13 protein-coding genes, 1 pseudogene and 1 other annotated feature are annotated in these 15,881 nt (G+C 55.0%); of the genes and pseudogenes, 7 read left to right on the top strand and 7 right to left on the bottom strand.

Features of this window, described 5'->3' with window-relative positions; genetic code table 11:
- The first annotated feature begins 855 nt into the window (after positions 1 to 855).
- Both DWB67_RS18650 and DWB67_RS14210 read left to right on the top strand, forming a co-directional pair.
- A pseudogene (locus DWB67_RS18650) lies at positions 856 to 1,823 on the top strand (integrase core domain-containing protein).
- Positions 1,137 to 1,253 (top strand) — a sequence feature (AL1L pseudoknot). It overlaps the preceding pseudogene by 117 nt.
- Positions 1,824 to 1,989: 166 nt before the next feature.
- On the top strand, positions 1,990 to 2,631 hold the full coding sequence (locus tag DWB67_RS14210; protein WP_147385940.1) for a hypothetical protein: 642 nt from the start codon (positions 1,990 to 1,992) through the stop codon (positions 2,629 to 2,631).
- An 81-nt stretch (positions 2,632 to 2,712) separates the two neighbouring features.
- On the opposite strand, the gene DWB67_RS14205 is transcribed toward DWB67_RS14210, so the two are convergent.
- Positions 2,713 to 4,872 carry a malate synthase G gene (locus DWB67_RS14205; RefSeq protein WP_119808222.1) on the bottom strand — a complete coding sequence of 720 codons (2,160 nt, stop codon included), beginning with the start codon at positions 4,870 to 4,872 and terminating at the stop codon, positions 2,713 to 2,715.
- Between the two features lie 199 nt (positions 4,873 to 5,071).
- Between DWB67_RS14205 and DWB67_RS14200 the strand changes: the two genes are divergently transcribed.
- From DWB67_RS14200 to DWB67_RS14180, 5 genes are all read left to right on the top strand, one after another.
- Positions 5,072 to 6,055: a siderophore-interacting protein gene (locus tag DWB67_RS14200; RefSeq protein ID WP_119808213.1), complete on the top strand. Its 984-nt coding sequence runs from the start codon at positions 5,072 to 5,074 to the stop codon at positions 6,053 to 6,055.
- Between the two features lie 65 nt (positions 6,056 to 6,120).
- Positions 6,121 to 6,858, top strand: coding sequence for a hypothetical protein (locus tag DWB67_RS14195; RefSeq protein ID WP_119808211.1), 738 nt, complete (start codon positions 6,121 to 6,123; stop codon positions 6,856 to 6,858).
- Between the two features lie 128 nt (positions 6,859 to 6,986).
- Positions 6,987 to 8,219: an aromatic ring-hydroxylating dioxygenase subunit alpha gene (locus DWB67_RS14190; RefSeq protein WP_119808209.1), complete on the top strand. Its 1,233-nt coding sequence runs from the start codon at positions 6,987 to 6,989 to the stop codon at positions 8,217 to 8,219.
- A gap of 4 nt (positions 8,220 to 8,223) precedes the next feature.
- Positions 8,224 to 9,300 carry a hybrid-cluster NAD(P)-dependent oxidoreductase gene (locus DWB67_RS14185; RefSeq protein WP_119808207.1) on the top strand — a complete coding sequence of 359 codons (1,077 nt, stop codon included), beginning with the start codon at positions 8,224 to 8,226 and terminating at the stop codon, positions 9,298 to 9,300.
- 71 nt (positions 9,301 to 9,371) lie between these two features.
- Complete coding sequence (locus tag DWB67_RS14180; protein WP_119808206.1) at positions 9,372 to 10,142, top strand: hypothetical protein; 771 nt, start codon at positions 9,372 to 9,374, stop codon at positions 10,140 to 10,142.
- A 243-nt stretch (positions 10,143 to 10,385) separates the two neighbouring features.
- Here the strand turns inward: DWB67_RS14180 and DWB67_RS14175 are convergent, their stop codons facing one another.
- The 6 genes from DWB67_RS14175 to DWB67_RS14150 all read right to left on the bottom strand — a co-directional run bounded on the left by DWB67_RS14175 (position 10,386) and on the right by DWB67_RS14150 (position 15,858).
- Positions 10,386 to 11,111 carry a calcium-binding protein gene (locus DWB67_RS14175; protein WP_119808204.1) on the bottom strand — a complete coding sequence of 242 codons (726 nt, stop codon included), beginning with the start codon at positions 11,109 to 11,111 and terminating at the stop codon, positions 10,386 to 10,388.
- Positions 11,112 to 11,492: 381 nt separating this feature from the next.
- Complete coding sequence (gene rfbA / locus DWB67_RS14170) at positions 11,493 to 12,389, bottom strand: glucose-1-phosphate thymidylyltransferase RfbA (RefSeq protein ID WP_119808203.1); 897 nt, start codon at positions 12,387 to 12,389, stop codon at positions 11,493 to 11,495.
- Positions 12,386 to 13,234, bottom strand: coding sequence for a dTDP-4-dehydrorhamnose reductase (rfbD, locus tag DWB67_RS14165; protein WP_119808202.1), 849 nt, complete (start codon positions 13,232 to 13,234; stop codon positions 12,386 to 12,388). Before rfbD ends, rfbA begins: the two co-directional genes overlap by 4 nt.
- Entirely contained in the window at positions 13,234 to 14,271 is a 1,038-nt protein-coding gene (gene rfbB, locus DWB67_RS14160) for a dTDP-glucose 4,6-dehydratase (RefSeq protein WP_119808201.1), read from the bottom strand. Before rfbB ends, rfbD begins: the two co-directional genes overlap by 1 nt.
- Positions 14,268 to 14,825: a dTDP-4-dehydrorhamnose 3,5-epimerase gene (gene rfbC / locus DWB67_RS14155; protein WP_119808200.1), complete on the bottom strand. Its 558-nt coding sequence runs from the start codon at positions 14,823 to 14,825 to the stop codon at positions 14,268 to 14,270. Before rfbC ends, rfbB begins: the two co-directional genes overlap by 4 nt.
- 73 nt (positions 14,826 to 14,898) lie before the next feature.
- A complete protein-coding gene (locus DWB67_RS14150; RefSeq protein ID WP_220475142.1) occupies positions 14,899 to 15,858 on the bottom strand; it encodes a hypothetical protein in 960 nt (319 codons plus the stop codon).
- Between the last annotated feature and the right edge of the window lie 23 nt (positions 15,859 to 15,881).

Raw genomic sequence — 15,881 nt, 5'->3', positions numbered from 1 at the left:
GCGAGGCCTATGATACTCACAATCAACACCTGAAAGCCGCCGCCTGACATGAAACCCATGCTATAGCTTAGCCCGGCGGAAAACTGGTCGAAAATTCAGGACCACCTCTCGGCTCATGCGCGAAAACGCTTGACTAAGACGACCCTGTTACCGAAGTCCTGACCCTAGCGAAGCAGCGTTCTTTGGAATGTGAATACCTATTAACCCGCACTTACTTCACAACTCATCAAAGTGCGTTGGCGAAAGCGAAGTCAAGGCGCCAGCAAGGTCCGTTGCCACGGCGTAGCATACTTGTTCTTGAGATGATGATTTACTAATCCCAACGCCTTACTTGGAATGTAATCAGCTGTTGCTCAGTTTTTTGGGTTCGGAAATATTTCCATTTTATGGGCTGAAACTGTCGGCTACTGCGAAAGCGATGCCAATGCTGCATTTGCATCGTTTGTAGCCGTGTTGATCGATAGACATCGCTGTTTCAAGTTTATAGCTTGGTATTTACAACTATATCACATTGCCAGACTTCTCATTTGGTGATCCATCAGAACAGTGCTTGCGATAAAGCGAAGGCCGATTTAGCTGCCGCGCCGTTATCGATCCCTGCTTATCTTAATTCTGACTAATCATTGCGAGCGACTGCGATCCACGATGATAGCCTTGCGTATATTCCGCCGATCATCAACGCCAAGTATCCGTAAAGTTCAGGAGCGAGGCGCCATAGCAAATCATTTGTCCTGCCCCCCAGAAGTTCCCTCAGTCTGATGTAGAGTCTGCCCAACCTGAATGAGTAGACGAGATGAGGAACTGAACCGCGCCGGGTTTGGTGGAGGCTCCAACTCATGAGTAGGATGGAGCATCATGACAAAGACAACGAACAAGTATTCACCAGAAGTCCGCGAACGCGCTGTACGGATGGTGTTGAATGGCGCCGGGCAGCATGAAAGCCGTTGGTCGGCTATTGTGTCGATTTCCTCTAAGACTGGCTGCGCGCCGCAGACGCTGAACGAATGGGTTAAGAAGGTCGAGGTTGATACTGGCCAGCGCGGCGGCATCACGACCGAGCATGCCGAGAAGATGAAGGCGCTTGAGCGCGAAGTGCGCGAGTTGAAGCAGGCCAATGAGATCCTGCGCAAAGCGTCCGCATATTTTGCCCAGGCGGAGCTCGACCGCCCACTGAAACGATGATCCGGTTCATAGAAGATAACCGCGCGGATCATGGGGTCGAGCCAATTTGCCGGGTTTTGCCGATTGCCCCTGCCACCTTCTATGATCATTTAGCCAAGCGCGCTGACCCTTCACGCCTTTCCGGTCGCGCCAAGCGTGACGAAGAGCTGAAGCCCGAGATTGAGCGTGTCTTTGAGGAAAACCTCAGCGTCTATGGCGTACGGAAAGTCTGGCACCAGATGCGCCGGGAAGGATTTGACACAGCGCGCTGCACAGTTGTCAGACTGATGAAAGACATTGGCATCGAATGGCATTACACGATCCAGGCAAACCGCAGCAGAATGGCTACATCGAGAGCTTCAACGGCAGCCTGCGTGACGAATGCCTCAACGAGAAAATATTCGACAACCTCGCCGAAGCCCGCTGCAAGCTGGCCCTATGGCCCTATGGCCCTATGGCCCTATGGCCCTATGGCCCTATGGCCCTATGGCCCTATGGCGCTATGGCGCTATGACTACAATCACGTTAGGCCGTATTCCTCACTTGGCAACCAGACCCCAGCAGAAGCGCGCCGGACGCTTGAGATACTTGATGGCAACGCGCCCGGCGCGCTTGTCCAACCCGAAACCGACCACTATCAACCCCGAGGAACCTTGTTATGAACGAGGGACGACCGGGGGGCAGGTCAAATTCTGTACCTTGGTCAGCTAATGATCTTACTTAAGGGTTAGGTCGTCCCGCAAAGAATGAACCGTTCTCGCGCATTGGGTTACTGCATTAATAGCTTCGGACTGGATCTAGTCATGGAACAACATTCCGGAACCGGTGTTGGACCATCTGATCTTGAAGGGGCGCTTTATGTGGGACTGGGTATCTGAAAACAGCGGTATCGTTCAGGCGACGATGGCCGCGATTACCGCATTGGTCTGGATGGTCTATCTACATATTCTGGTGTCCGGCTTGCGACGACAGCGCCGAACCGAAATCCTGATCCATCTGGGCGGCGCACGCGATTTATCCGCCCGTATTCTGGTTAGTAATCTTGGGTTCGAGCCGGTCTATATTCTGGAAATAATGCTTTCGGTCATGACCGCGCAGGGGGAACGTATTCGGTCGGTTGCTGATCGCACTGAAATCGCGCGCGAACAGCACCAGACCCCGCGCGAGGCGACACTTCAGGGGCCGTTGAAAAGCGGGGACTCGGTCGACATCGGCAGTGTTACCAACCTTCTTGATCGCGCGCGCTATGAAAGCTTTGACAACATTGAACCCGAAGATATCCGCGAGGTCGAGGTGACGATTGCCGCGCTCACCGCAGCCGACAGCCGGATTGCCGCAGCAACGCGGCGGTTCTCAATGAAACACGGAGATGAGAAAACCTGCCTGGTGCCCAAAAACCTTTATGCAAAACAGATCAGATCTACTTGGAGACGCCGTCAAATCGAGCAGCGTCTAAAGGAACTGCTGTAACGCGCACATTTGCGTGGAATAGCCGTTCCTGCGTCATTTATCGCCAGATATCACGGGCGCCTGAGTGGCGCCCGTGATTATTTACGCTTTCGCCTTGGCCTTGGCCTTGGCCTTGGCCTCGGCACGGCGGGCGTGCAGCGCAGGTTCTGTATAGCCAGAGGGCTGCTTGGCGCCTGTCAGCACCAGATCGCGCGCAGCCTGAAATGCGGGGCCGTCGAAACCTGGCGCCATAGGGGAATAGGCAGGATCATTCGCATTCTGGCCATCGACCTTGGCGGCCATGCGGCGCAATGCGTCTTCAACCTGATCGGTGGTGATCAATCCATGTTCCAGCCAGTTCGCCAGATATTGCGCGCTGATCCGGCAGGTAGCACGATCTTCCATCAGTTGGACATCGTCAATATCTGGTACTTTCGAACAGCCGATGCCCTGATCAACCCAACGGACGACATAACCCAAGATGCCTTGCGCGCTGTTGTCCAGCTCGCGCATCAACTGGTCCTGCGGCATGGGTGCGTCAGCCAGAGCAGGCGTCAGAAGCAGATCAAGGCCGGGCAAAGGCTGTCCCGTCATATCTGCCTGCCGTGCTGCGACATCGACCATGTGGTAATGCATCGCATGCAACGTGGCTGCGGTCGGACTGGGCACCCAAGCGGTGGTTGCACCGGATTTTGGGTGGCCGATCTTGACCTCTAGCATTTCGGCCATGGCATCCGGTTTCGCCCACATACCTTTGCCGATCTGGCCCCGTCCCTTCATACCGGCGGCAAGGCCGATCAGCACGTTGCGATCCTCATATGCTTTCAGCCAGACCGAGTTTTTCATGCCGTCACGACCGACAAACGGCCCCGCTTGCATCGAGGTATGGATCTCATCCCCAGTGCGATCAAGGAAGCCGGTGTTGATAAAAACAATACGATTGCGGATTGCATGGATACAGGCCGCAAGATTGGCACTGGTGTGGCGTTCTTCGTCCATCAGGCCCAGCTTGACCGTATTTGGTGCAAGTCCCAGAACCTCTTCGACACGGGTAAAGACACGGTCGGCAAATGCAGCCTCATCGGGACCATGCATCTTGGGTTTGACGATATAAATCGCGCCCTTGCGGCTGTTGCCCAATCCGTGGGTGCGCTTGAGGTCATGAATGGCGCAGGCCGTGGTGACCATAGCGTCCATCAACCCCTCGGGGGTGGGCTTGCCGTTCAGGCGAACGACATCGGTGGTCATCAGATGCCCGACGTTGCGGACCAGCAGCAAGGCGCGACCGGGCAGGGTTAAGATGCTGCCATCGGGTCGGGTGATCTGGCGGTCATCGGCCAGACGCCGCGTCATGGTCTTGCCGCCTTTGTCAAAGCTTTCGGTCAGATCGCCTTTCATCAGACCCAGCCAGTTACCATAGACGCCGATCTTATCGGCAGCATCAATGGCAGCAACGCTGTCTTCGCAATCCTGAATGGCGGTCGGGGCGGATTCCATGACCACATCGCGCAAGCCGCTGGCCGATGCGGCCCCAATCGGATGATCCGCGTTGATCACCAGTTCGACATGTAAACCGTTGTGACGCAGCACATAGGCGGTATCGGCACCGTCTTTCCGGACGCCAACAAACAGCGACGGATCGGCAAGGCCAGCCGTCTGTCCATCCACCGTTACCTGCAGCTTATCCCCGTTCAGGGCATACTCGGTGACATCAGCATGGCTGCCGACCGCCAACGGGAAAGTCTCGTCCAGAAACTTTGCAGCCTTGGCAACTACGGCATCGCGACGCGCAGTGTCAAAACCACCTGTTGGTACAGGGCCCATCACGTCCGAGCCATACATCGCGTCATAAAGCGATCCCCAACGCGCATTTGCCGCATTCAAGGCAAAGCGGGCATTGCTGACCGGAACAACCAGCTGGGGGCCGGAGAGCGACGCGATCTCGGGATCGACATCACCGTTGTCGATTGTGAAAGCTGCGGGTTCGGGCACCAGATAGCCGATATCCGTGAGGAAAGCGCGATAGGCGGCAGGGTCCATTGGCTGGTTCGCACGATGCCAGTCATCAATCTGCGATTGCAGCTTTTCGCGGCGGGCCAGCAGTTCGGCATTCTCGTCTGCACATTCGGCCAGCAGTTGGGCATAGCCTTTCCAGAAGCGATCGGCATCAACACCTGTTCCGGGCAATACTTGTGTTTCGACAAAGCGGGCAAAGCCGGTATCGACCTCTAGCCCGTGATAGACCGTCGTGCTGGCATCCATGTTTTTTCCCTCCGGTTGCGGCCGGATTGCAGGTCCGCCGCAGATTGCGTCACATTGTGGATACGACAGAGCCAGCCGTTTGCCAAGTATTTTGAAAAAATATTCCATTATTCGTTTTAACAATAATTCCTATGCGCCGCCTGTTTAGTTGACAAATTAGGTTGGTCATATCAGGAATGTCCTAACCGAAAGGACCGCCATGTCGCTTATGTCCAGCCACCGCCGTGCCGGTGTTATTCCTCGCGCCTCGGGTGCTGCTGCAGTTGCGCTGCGTGCGCGGGCCAGTGCATGGGATGCACCACTGGTTGAAACGGCGGGCATCCTTAGCCTGTTTGTCTGGGGGTGCGAGGTTCGGCTGACGGCCGAAACCGACAGCGCTCGCGTCGAGTTGCTGGCCCCCGAACTACGTTTGATCGGCAATCTACAGGACAGCGCCACCGAAATCTTTGCCGAGGCCGGTCTGGATATCGCATGGGATCACGTCGATGAGGGGGCATTGGCACCGGGTCTGTCCGTGATGACGGTGGCAGATATCAATCTGCCTTCGCCCAATTTCATGCGTGTGCGCCTGACTGGGGATGATGCCGCCCGCTTTGGTCAGGACAGCCTGCATTTTCGCCTGCTTTTACCGCAAAAGGGTCGTGTTCCGGTCTGGCCGCGTGTCGGGCCGACCGGACGGACAATCTGGCCCGAGGGTGACGATGCGCTTCACCGCCCCGTCTATACCGTCGCCGCGCAGGGTGGTGATTGGATTGAATTCGACATTTTCCGGCATAATGGCAGCCCGACCTGTGATTGGGCCGATACGGTGGCACCGGGGACGCAGGTTGCGATTATCGGACCGGGCGGCGGTTGGTGCCCCAAAGCACCTGCCCTGACATTATTCGGAGACCAGACGGCATTGCCAGCCATCCGGCGTATTCTGGAACTGGCGACGGTTATGATTCCGGGACCGGTGCGTGCCTTCATCACAGCCAGTCAGGCAGATCTGGGCGCTTTGACCGATGATCCGCGCGTTTCGCAATCTGACGATCTGCTGGCTGCCCTTGCCGGTTTTGAGCTACCGCAGGATGGCTATGTCTGGTTTGCGGGGCGGGCCAGTGATGCGCGTAATGCCCGCAAGCATCTTCTGGATCGGGGAATTGCGAAGCGCGATTTTATGGCCGCCGCCTATTGGGACTGAACAGTTGACCGCTACGGTCCTGCACTGGCAATGTCCATCCTTAGTGAAACCCTGAGGGTGGCTCCATGATCCGTGCACATCTGGCCAGTTTTCCGCCGCGCGCGGGAATTTTAATGCAGACTGTGAACTCGATCCTGCCACAAGTGGACCGCCTGTTCATCTGCCTGAACGGCTATGATGACGTTCCTGATGATCTTGCATGCCATCTGAAAATTGAGGTCCTGATACCCGACCGTGATCTGAAGGATGCAGGGAAATATGCGTTCGAGCCTGCCGATAACGATATCGTCTTTACCATTGACAACGATATTGTCTATCCGCCCGATTATGTGGCACAGACCACCTCTTTTTTTGATGTGCTACCTGCCGATAAGCATATTCTTGGATATCTTGGCAGCGCTTGGGTTGCTAAAAATGATCACGGCGAAGGTGGGTGGAAAAACTGGATGTTCCACAAACGGGCCCCACACCTTATGAAGGTCGACATGCTGGGGACTGGAACCGCATGCCAGTTAGGAAGCAATCTGCCGCGCCTGCAGCAGATCGAAGATGCGGCGGGTTTCGTTGATTTGCGCCATGCAAACCTGCATAGGCAAGCCGGTCGCTGGCTGTGGGCCGTTCCGCGTAATCAGGGCTATCTGACCAGCACCATGTCCGAGGAGCTTCGCGACAGTTCGTTGTTCCATACCGTCAACAACATGCGCCCTGACAATATGGTGGGTGAATTGCGACAGCTCATGAAGCACGTTGGCCCGCATTCGGGTGAACAACACGCACGCTTGCGTTCGGCAGGCTATCTTTAGGGCTTGGCATTTCACGCCGGATGTCTGTTTCCGCAATCCGAATGTCGCAAATCTGCCAAGTCATAATACGCCGCACCGTAATCTGGGGGTGAAAGCGCATGCTTTGCGTCCAAGGAACGGTCTGTGTTATGACATATGCACCCTCGACTGCCGAACTGATCGCATCCCGTTTAACTGGCCATGCACTGCCGCATGATCTTTATTGCGGGGCGCAGGCGTATCAGGATGATCTGGACCAGATCTGGTATCGGGAATGGCTGTTCGCGGGACCGTCTTGCGAATTGCCAAAGGCGGGCAGCTATACCACGCTTCAGGTCGGGGCCTTTCCGGTAATTGTCACCCGTGGCGAGGATGGCCGTATCCTTGCGTTCCACAACGTCTGTCGCCACCGAGGACAGCGGCTATGTGCGACCGCGAACGGGACGAACCCCAAACTGGTGTGCCCCTATCATCAATGGACTTATGACCTGACTGGCAAGCTTGTCTTTGCACGTGACATGGGGCCGACATTCGATCCTTCGAAATACAGCCTTATGCCCGTCCATTGTATCGACCTTTCGGGAATGGTCTTTATCTGTCTGGCCAAAATTCCGCCTTCGATCAGCGAGTTTGCCCAGAACGTCATCCGCTTTATTGCGCCATCAGGTCTGGCAGATGCCAAGATTGCCCATTCCAGTACCATCGTCGAAAATGGCAACTGGAAGCTGGTGCTGGAAAACAACCGCGAGTGTTATCACTGCGGCGGGTCGCACCCGTCACTGTGCCGGACGTATTCCGATGATCCTTTGATGACCGTCATGGATGGCCCGCATGCCGCCAGTCCTGAAATCATGGATCACTGGGCGCGTTGTGATGCCGCTGATCTTCCGGCACGCTTTACCAATGATCCGCAGATGCAATGGCGGATGGCGCGCGTGCCCCTGATGGACGATCAGGAAAGCTTTACGATGTCCGGCAAAGCGGCTGTGTCGCGCCGCATGGGCCGGATGCCATGGAATGATGCCGGCAGCCTGATGCTGTATCACTTCCCCTCAAGCTGGAACCATTTTCTGGCGGATCATGCCATTGTCTTTCGCATTCTGCCGATCAATGCCACCCAAACGCAGGTCACCACCAATTGGTTGGTCCATAAGGATGCGGTGGAAGGTGTCGACTACACGATCGAGGATCTGACCCGTGTCTGGTTGGATACCAACGACGAAGACCGGCAGGTGGTCGAGGAAAACCAAAAGGGCATCCTGTCACCGGCCTATCAGCCCGGCCCCTATTCCCCCACCCAGGAAGCCGGGGTGATCCATTTTGTCGACTGGTATTGCGGCCTGATGTCCGCACGCCTTGGAATGCAACACGCGGCAGAGTGACGTGATGAAGAAACCCCGACTGAACTGGAATGCCGAACCCTGGTCCGAGGACGAGCCGCTGGAATGCGTCATGGTCGTGCCGGAAACCGTGGACACCGCCACCTTCATCTTTCGTGCGCCCTCGGGGGCGTGGTTCGATTACCAGCCGGGCCAGTTTATCACATTGGACCTGCCGGTGGCAGGCGGGAATGTGCAGCGGACCTATACAATCTCGTCATCGCCTTCGCGGCCATTGTCGATCTCGGTGACGGTCAAGGCACAGGCGTCCTCGATCGGGACCCGATGGATGCTGGATCACCTAAGCCCCGGTATGCAGATCAAAGCTTATGGGCCCGCGGGTATCTTCAGCTTCCATCGTCATCCGGCACAGAAATATCTGTTCATTTCGGCAGGGTCCGGAATCACGCCGATGATGTCCATGACGACTTGGGCATGGGACCACGCGCAAAACGCCGATATTGCCTTTCTTCATGCTGCACGGCGCCCGTCAGACATCATCTTCCGTCAGCGACTGGAACAATTTGCCGCCCGTGTGCCGGGAATCCAGCTGCGCTTCACGGTTGAAGAACCCGAACCCTATACCACATGGACCGGATACCAAGGCCGCCTGAACCAATTGATGCTAGGCCTCATGGCCCCCGATTATCTAGAGCGCGAGGTCTTTTGTTGCGGTCCCGAACCCTTCATGCAGGCGGTTCGGGAAATGCTGACCTCACTTGGTTATGATATGGAAATGTATCATCAGGAAAGCTTCGGCGCCCCAGTCCAGACCGAATCCGACGCGCCCGTCATTGACGACGCTGCCCCTGATGAGGATGCGCGGGCCCAGATTACCTTTTCTGCAAGTGGTGTGACAGCGGCCTGCGCTGAGACAGATACCGTTCTGGCCGTCGCGAAACGTGCCGGTTTGAACATTCCGTCCGGCTGCACCTTCGGCCTGTGCGGCACCTGCAAGATACGCAAAACCGCAGGCGAGGTTCACATGATCCATAACGGCGGGATCAGCGATGATGACATAGCCGAGGGCTGGATTTTGGCCTGCTGTTCGAACCCGAGGGGGCGGATCGCAATCGATCTGTGATCGCGCTGCCTCTGGACGCAGAATGTGCGGCATGCCACTGACGACGGCATAGTGATCTCGGGACGTCTTCCATGAGCGATATCGATAAGGATGGCGGTCGCTTGACCATCATCTATGAGGGGTATGACCTTCGCGTCGTGATGCGCGGTGCCGATCGGTCCAGAATGTTGCTGGCCTTTTCCCATTGGGCCGCGAAACCACCGCATAAGCCGGTTTTGCCGGGAATGGCTCATGATTTCGACATGGGCTATTCGGGTTTCATCGCGAAGAAGAACCACTGGTGGCAGACGCCCGAATTTCCAGATGCTTGCGAGGCATTGTACCGGGCTGTTGGCAGCGAAGTCGCCTTATGTGGTGTCGGTGCGGCGATGGGCGGGGCAGGGGCCATCCTTGCCGCGCAATTCCTGAAGATGGATCGGTTACTGGCCGCGGCCCCTTTGATCTATGTCGATCCCGCTTGGGCACCATGGGAAACACGGTTCCAGCAGGTGGTCGAACAATCACGCGTCATTCACCCCTTAAGGCCGTCGCTTAATCCGGAACTGGTTCACCACATCCTATATGATCCATTTTTTGCATTGGACAGCGCGCATGTTCCCTTGGTCCGGAACGCGGGGCGTAAGCTAAGCCGGTGGCCATTGCCGTTCGCCGCCCATACGCCGTTTTTACATATGAAAGATAGTGGTCAACTGCGGGGGTTCTTTGATGCCTATTTCCGACGTGATGATCCAGCCGCCGCGCATGCCATCTTGCGCAAGTGCAGGAATGATCATGGGCAAATGGGGCTTGGTTGGCTGAAAATTCAGCGCAATCGGGATCAGCCGGTTTCGGATACGCAGTAACTTCGTGGCCTATTGGCCATCGAAGCCCGCTTTGGCCCCTATGAAGCATTGCTGGAAGCAATATTCGAGGCAAGGGTAAGCATTGGCCATCGTGCCGAAGCAGCGGCAGTTATCGATATATTGGAACAAAGTTATCTTGCCGACCGGCCGGCACGGGTTGTCAGACTACGGCATCTTCTAGGGCGCGCATAGAAAATTGGGCGGTGCTGTGACACACCGCCCGACCAGATTGCAAACCATCGATCAGATGAATTCGATATGGCTTGCCAAAGCGGCCAGATCGGCCATGTTCTGGAACACGATCATATCGCCATCGCCAAAGTCCAGTGCAGCCATGCCATCGACTGATGTTCCATAGGTACTGATGACGTCCTCGGCTGTCATCGACATGCCATCGAACAGTTTCATAGACAGCTGCAGGGTGTCGCTTGCGCCACCGGTGGTAAAATCGACAAAAGTGTCTTTTCCGCCGCCGTTGTGGAAGATGAACGTGTCAGCACCAGCGCCGCCCGTCAGCGTATCTGCACCAGCGCCACCGTCGAGGATATCCTTGCCATGGCCGCCGTCCAGAACGTCCCCGCCGCCGCCGCCGCCGCCGGAAAGCACGTCGTTTCCATGGCCGCCGTCAAGGATGTCAGCACCGTCACCGCCGAACAGTTTGTCATTGCCTTGGCCGCCATACATTTTATCGTTGCCAGCGCCACCATCCAGAACGTCTTTGCCAACACCGCCGAACAGATGGTCATTACCGTCGTTGCCGCGCAGGGTATCATCGCCTGACTGACCAGCCAGAGTATCGCGGCCCGCGCCGCCTTCCAGCAAATCGGATCCAGCACCACCGTTAAGAACGTCGTTGCCATCCATGCCTTTGATCTTGTCGCTGCCACCTGCGCCACTAATGACGTCTGCATCTGCATCTGCGGTTCCGGTCAGGACATCAGCGCCCGTAGTTCCGTTTATCGTAGTCATGTCTTTTCTCCACTGATAAAAACAATACTTGGTAAAAATCGAACCGATGGGGTCCTTGGACAAGGAATCCAGCCCGAAGGCAGGTCCATATTTCAAGATCTTAAGGTGAATATATATATTGACTGCGCGATTTTATGCGCTTCATTCACAGTTTATATAGCTTTCCAATATATAATATCCCCCCCCTGTTTATCGGAATTCGCCAACTTAAAGCGAACCCGATCGGCCTTGAGCCTCGAATGGCACGGGCCTGCCCGAAGGATACTTAACCTTCGGATAAGATTATTTGCAATTATTTAAAATTTTAAACGCAATAATGGAATTTGCGAAAGTTACTAAAATCCGGTTGTAATTAATATAAGATTTCTATCTGAGGTTGTTTCAATAATTATATACGTCCCTTGTCTCATCCAACAACTTTTCAAGATATTGGCCATACTCTGTTTTTACAAATAATTCAGCTCGTATGGTCAATTCGTCTGCGTTTATCCACCCTGCGTTGAAAGCGATTTCCTCTGGACAACCCGATTGCAAGCCTTGGCGATTCCCCAGCGTCCGAACAAAGTTTCCGGCATCCAGAAGGCTTTCATATGTTCCCGTGTCCAGCCATGCGAAACCACGCCCCATCTTTTCGACAGACAGTAGCCCTTCGCAAAGATAGGTTTCCAACAGTGATGTTATTTCCAACTCGCCTCTATCAGAAGGCTTGACGGCAGCTGCGCGGTCTGGGGCGGTCCCATCCAAAAAATATAAGCCGGTGACCGCATAGGAAGATGGGGGCAGCTTTGGCTTTTCGACGATGCTTCGGGCGGTCCCCTGATCGTCGAAGTCGATCACGCCGTAACGTTGGGGGTCCCGGACGTGATATCCAAAGACCGTACCTCCTGTTTTGCGACTGTCTGCCTGCAACAGAAGGGGGGGCAAACCGTGCCCGAAAAAGATGTTGTCCCCTAGCACCATCGCCGACGGTGCACCGTCCAGAAAGCTAGATGCCAACAAATAAGCCTGGGCCAACCCGTCTGGCGAAGGCTGTATAATATAGGTAAAGTTCAGTCCCCACTGGCTGCCATCGCCCAGAAGTAGCTGGAATTGCGCTTGATCATGCGATGTCGTGATGATCGCAATGTCGCGTATCCCCGACAGCATAAGAACTGTAATCGGGTAATAGATCATCGGCTTGTCATAGATTGGTAGTAGCTGCTTTGAAACGGCAAGCGTGATGGGATAAAGCCGCGTGCCGCTTCCTCCGGCAAGGATAATGCCTTTGCGATCGGTCATGATTGGTCCAGTTGCGTAATGATCTGCGTCAAACTTTGCCGCCAGTCAGGTCTTGCTATGCCAAAGGCGGTTTCGATCAGGCGGCAATCGAGCCTAGAGTTCAACGGTCGCACAGCCGGTGTCGGATACTCCGCTGTGGTGATCGGGGTGATCTGACAATCCAGTCCAGACATCTGCAAAGCGGTTGCCGCAAAATCGGCCCAACTTACGTCGGGATATCCTGCAAAGTGATAGATGCCACCAGCGCTTGGATCCTTTTGCATTACCTCTGCCATCACAAGCAGCGCATTCGCAATATCGCGCGCCGGGGTAGGCCCACCAAATTGATCCACAACAACTTTTATTTCACTGTGCTGCCGACCAAGGCGCAACATCGTTTTCACAAAGTTACTTCCGTTGGCTGAAAAAACCCACGACGTTCGCAGAATAGCCCATTGCCCCCCCAGTTCCATGACCGCCTGTTCGCCTGCCAATTTTGAAGTTCCATAGACATTCTTTGGCGCCGGCTTCGTGCTTTCGTTGCGCGCGGTATCTCCGGTTCCATCCAGAACATAGTCCGAAGAGATATGGATGAACGGAATATTATTTGCTTTACACGCTTTGGCCATCGCCGCAGGGGCGTCGGCGTTGATCGCATAGGCCAAGGCAGGTTCTGCTTCCGCGCGATCTACGGCCGTATAAGCCGCTGTGTTGATGACAACCCGTGCCTCTTTGATTGCTAGCTCACATGCCGTCGGATCGCGAAGATCCGCATCATTGCGGTCAAGGAATGTTGCATCAGGGGCAAGTCTGGCCAGTTCACATCCAACCTGACCTGTTCGGCCAAAAACAACCAATCCCTGCATCAGGATAATCCCAATCGACTGTTCACACTATGGCGTGCCAGTAACGGCTGCCACCAGTCGCGATTGTTCAAATACCATTCGACTGTTTTTCGGATGCCCTCTGACAAAGTGACAGAAGGCTCCCACCCCAGCTCGTGCCGGATACGAGACGGGTCAATCGCATAACGCCTGTCATGCCCCGGCCTGTCCTCGACAAATTTAATCAAGTTTAAATAAGAAAGTTTCTGCGGAATAAGTACATCCAATTGCGAAAGTATTAAACGGACCAGCTCAATATTACTAACCTCGTTTACGCCACCGATGTTATATTTTTCGCCAGGTGTGCCCTTTTTTAATACCGTTAAAAGTGCATCGGCATGGTCTTCGACATAAAGCCAGTCACGGATATTCTTTCCATTACCATAAACCGGAACCGGATTACCGGATATTGCATTCAATATTACCACCGGAACGAGTTTTTCTGGAAAATGATACGGTCCATAGTTGTTAGAGCAATTGCTTATCACAACCGGAAGTTTATATGTTTCAAACCATGCGCGTGCCAGATGATCGGATGCAGCCTTACTGGCGGAATACGGGCTGCGGGGATCATAGGGCGTGGTTTCGGTAAATTTACCGGTCTTACCCAGACTGCCATAAACCTCATCGGTCGAGACGTGGTGGAAGCGAAATCCGGATGGCCGCCCTGAAGCCGTCCAGAAGGCACGCGCGGCTTCTAACAGGTGGAAACTGCCCATGACATTTGTATCAATAAATGTCGCAGGCCCATCGATCGAGCGGTCGACATGGCTTTCGGCTGCAAGATGCATGACGGCGTCCGGACGATGCCGCGCAAAGATCAGATCAAGCGCGGATCTGTCGTTTATATTGGCTTTTTCGAAAACATAATCTGGGTGGCCGGCGACACTGGCCACATTGGCCAAATTCGCCGCATAGGTCAGACAGTCGACATTGACCACCTGATACCCACGCCGGATGGCCAATCGCACGACTGCAGAACCGATAAAGCCTGCACCACCGGTAATCAGGATTTTCATGTCGGTTGCCATTTGAAAGGTGATGTCCAGTCATCGAAATTGGGGGCCGCCAGATCCTTGGCGGACAGTATCGGGGTCGTAGCACCCCAGTCGATACCTAGCGAATTCCAGGCAACGCAACCGTCGCTGGCTGGATTGTAGCAATCGGTACACTTGTAAACAATTTCCGTATCATCCCGGCGGGTGACAAATCCGTGCAGAAAGCCGGCCGGTATCCACAGCTGACGACCATTGTCTTCGCTTAGCTCAACGCCGACCCAATGGCCCCAAGTCGGGCTATGGCGCCGAATATCCACCGCTACATCATAGAGAGCACCCCGCCCGCAGCGTACCAGCTTGCCCTGCGCATGCGGTGGCGCCTGATAATGCAATCCCCTGACAGTACCGGCGTCCCGCGACAAGGAATGGTTGTCCTGAACAAAATCGGGAAGGTGCAGGCCTGCGTCTTCAAATGTCTTTCGGTTCCAGCTCTCGCTGAAAAAGCCGCGCGCATCGCGGTGACGTACGGGCGTGATAATTATCACGCCCGGCAGCGCTGTCTTTTCTATCTGCATACTCACCTCGGGCCTTGCGATCAGGTTAAGAGTTAGCACCCCTGCCGCAGCCGTCAACGGCACGCGACATACATCAACCGTTGGATGTGTCCGTGATAGCTGGTACGTGAGCCACAAGCATCCAATCCATCAGGCGTCTCGACACCTCCTCGGACAGGATTTTATCCTTGCCCTCGACCTCTGTATCGATAGGCAAAAAGTCCAATTCGTCCAGAAGAACCACGAAGCGCTCCATCGCCACCGAACCTTTGCTGGATTTGACGTTCTTATGTGCCGATTTGAAGATAGCGCGGGCATCGTCGGAAAACAGCGTCCAGACAAAGCCTGACATTACACGACGGCGCAGATCGGGCGTCTGGCCCTCTGCATCGCGTATGGCGCCCACGGCCAGTCGTTCGACATTCTCCATTGTTGGCGGCGTTCCACGGGTATGCATGGCAGTGGCACGATCACGGAATGCCTTAATTGCAAGGTCCCAGAAGAAAGAGGCCTCCTCAATATTCTTGTTCAAAACATGTAGCCGCGAACTGGTGGTACGGTTGTCGGATATTGCCAGATGGAGGTGATCGCGACATAGCGTCGGCTCCGGGCTCTTCAGTAGTTCTTCCAATTCGGCAGACAGGACCGGTTGCGGGACCTTATCAGGGTGTACGGGCACAGGCTCTCCCGGCGTCAGGTTTCGGACCAGATGCGACAATTCCGACAGATCCGGTTCGTCGCGCGCCAGAAAATCATCCGGCATCGCACGTGCGGCAATCAAGGAGACATAGCCGATATGTGTCTGAAGGTGGGGCACGTGCCGGTTACGTTGACAAACGTCTTCCGCAGCGCCGAATGCACCGTTTTCCGAAAAATCGAAATAATGGGCACCGGTCTTATGCGCCAGAATAGAGCCCACCGATTGGTCATGCCTGTGATCGCGAAAAACCTCGTATGGTTTGCCGGTCTCGTCCGGTTGATCGGTCAGGATGCGCGGGTCTTTGCAATATTCCAGCGACTGTTCAAGAAATTCGAAACTCTCTTTCGACGGCATGAATAACAAGGGGCCCGCGCAAA

It is taken from the genome of Paracoccus sp. JM45 (genome assembly GCF_003590715.1).
In the GTDB taxonomy this organism is placed as follows: domain Bacteria; phylum Pseudomonadota; class Alphaproteobacteria; order Rhodobacterales; family Rhodobacteraceae; genus Paracoccus.
Note: the sequence above shows the minus strand (reverse complement) of the source record. Positions and strands in the feature narration are given on the sequence as shown.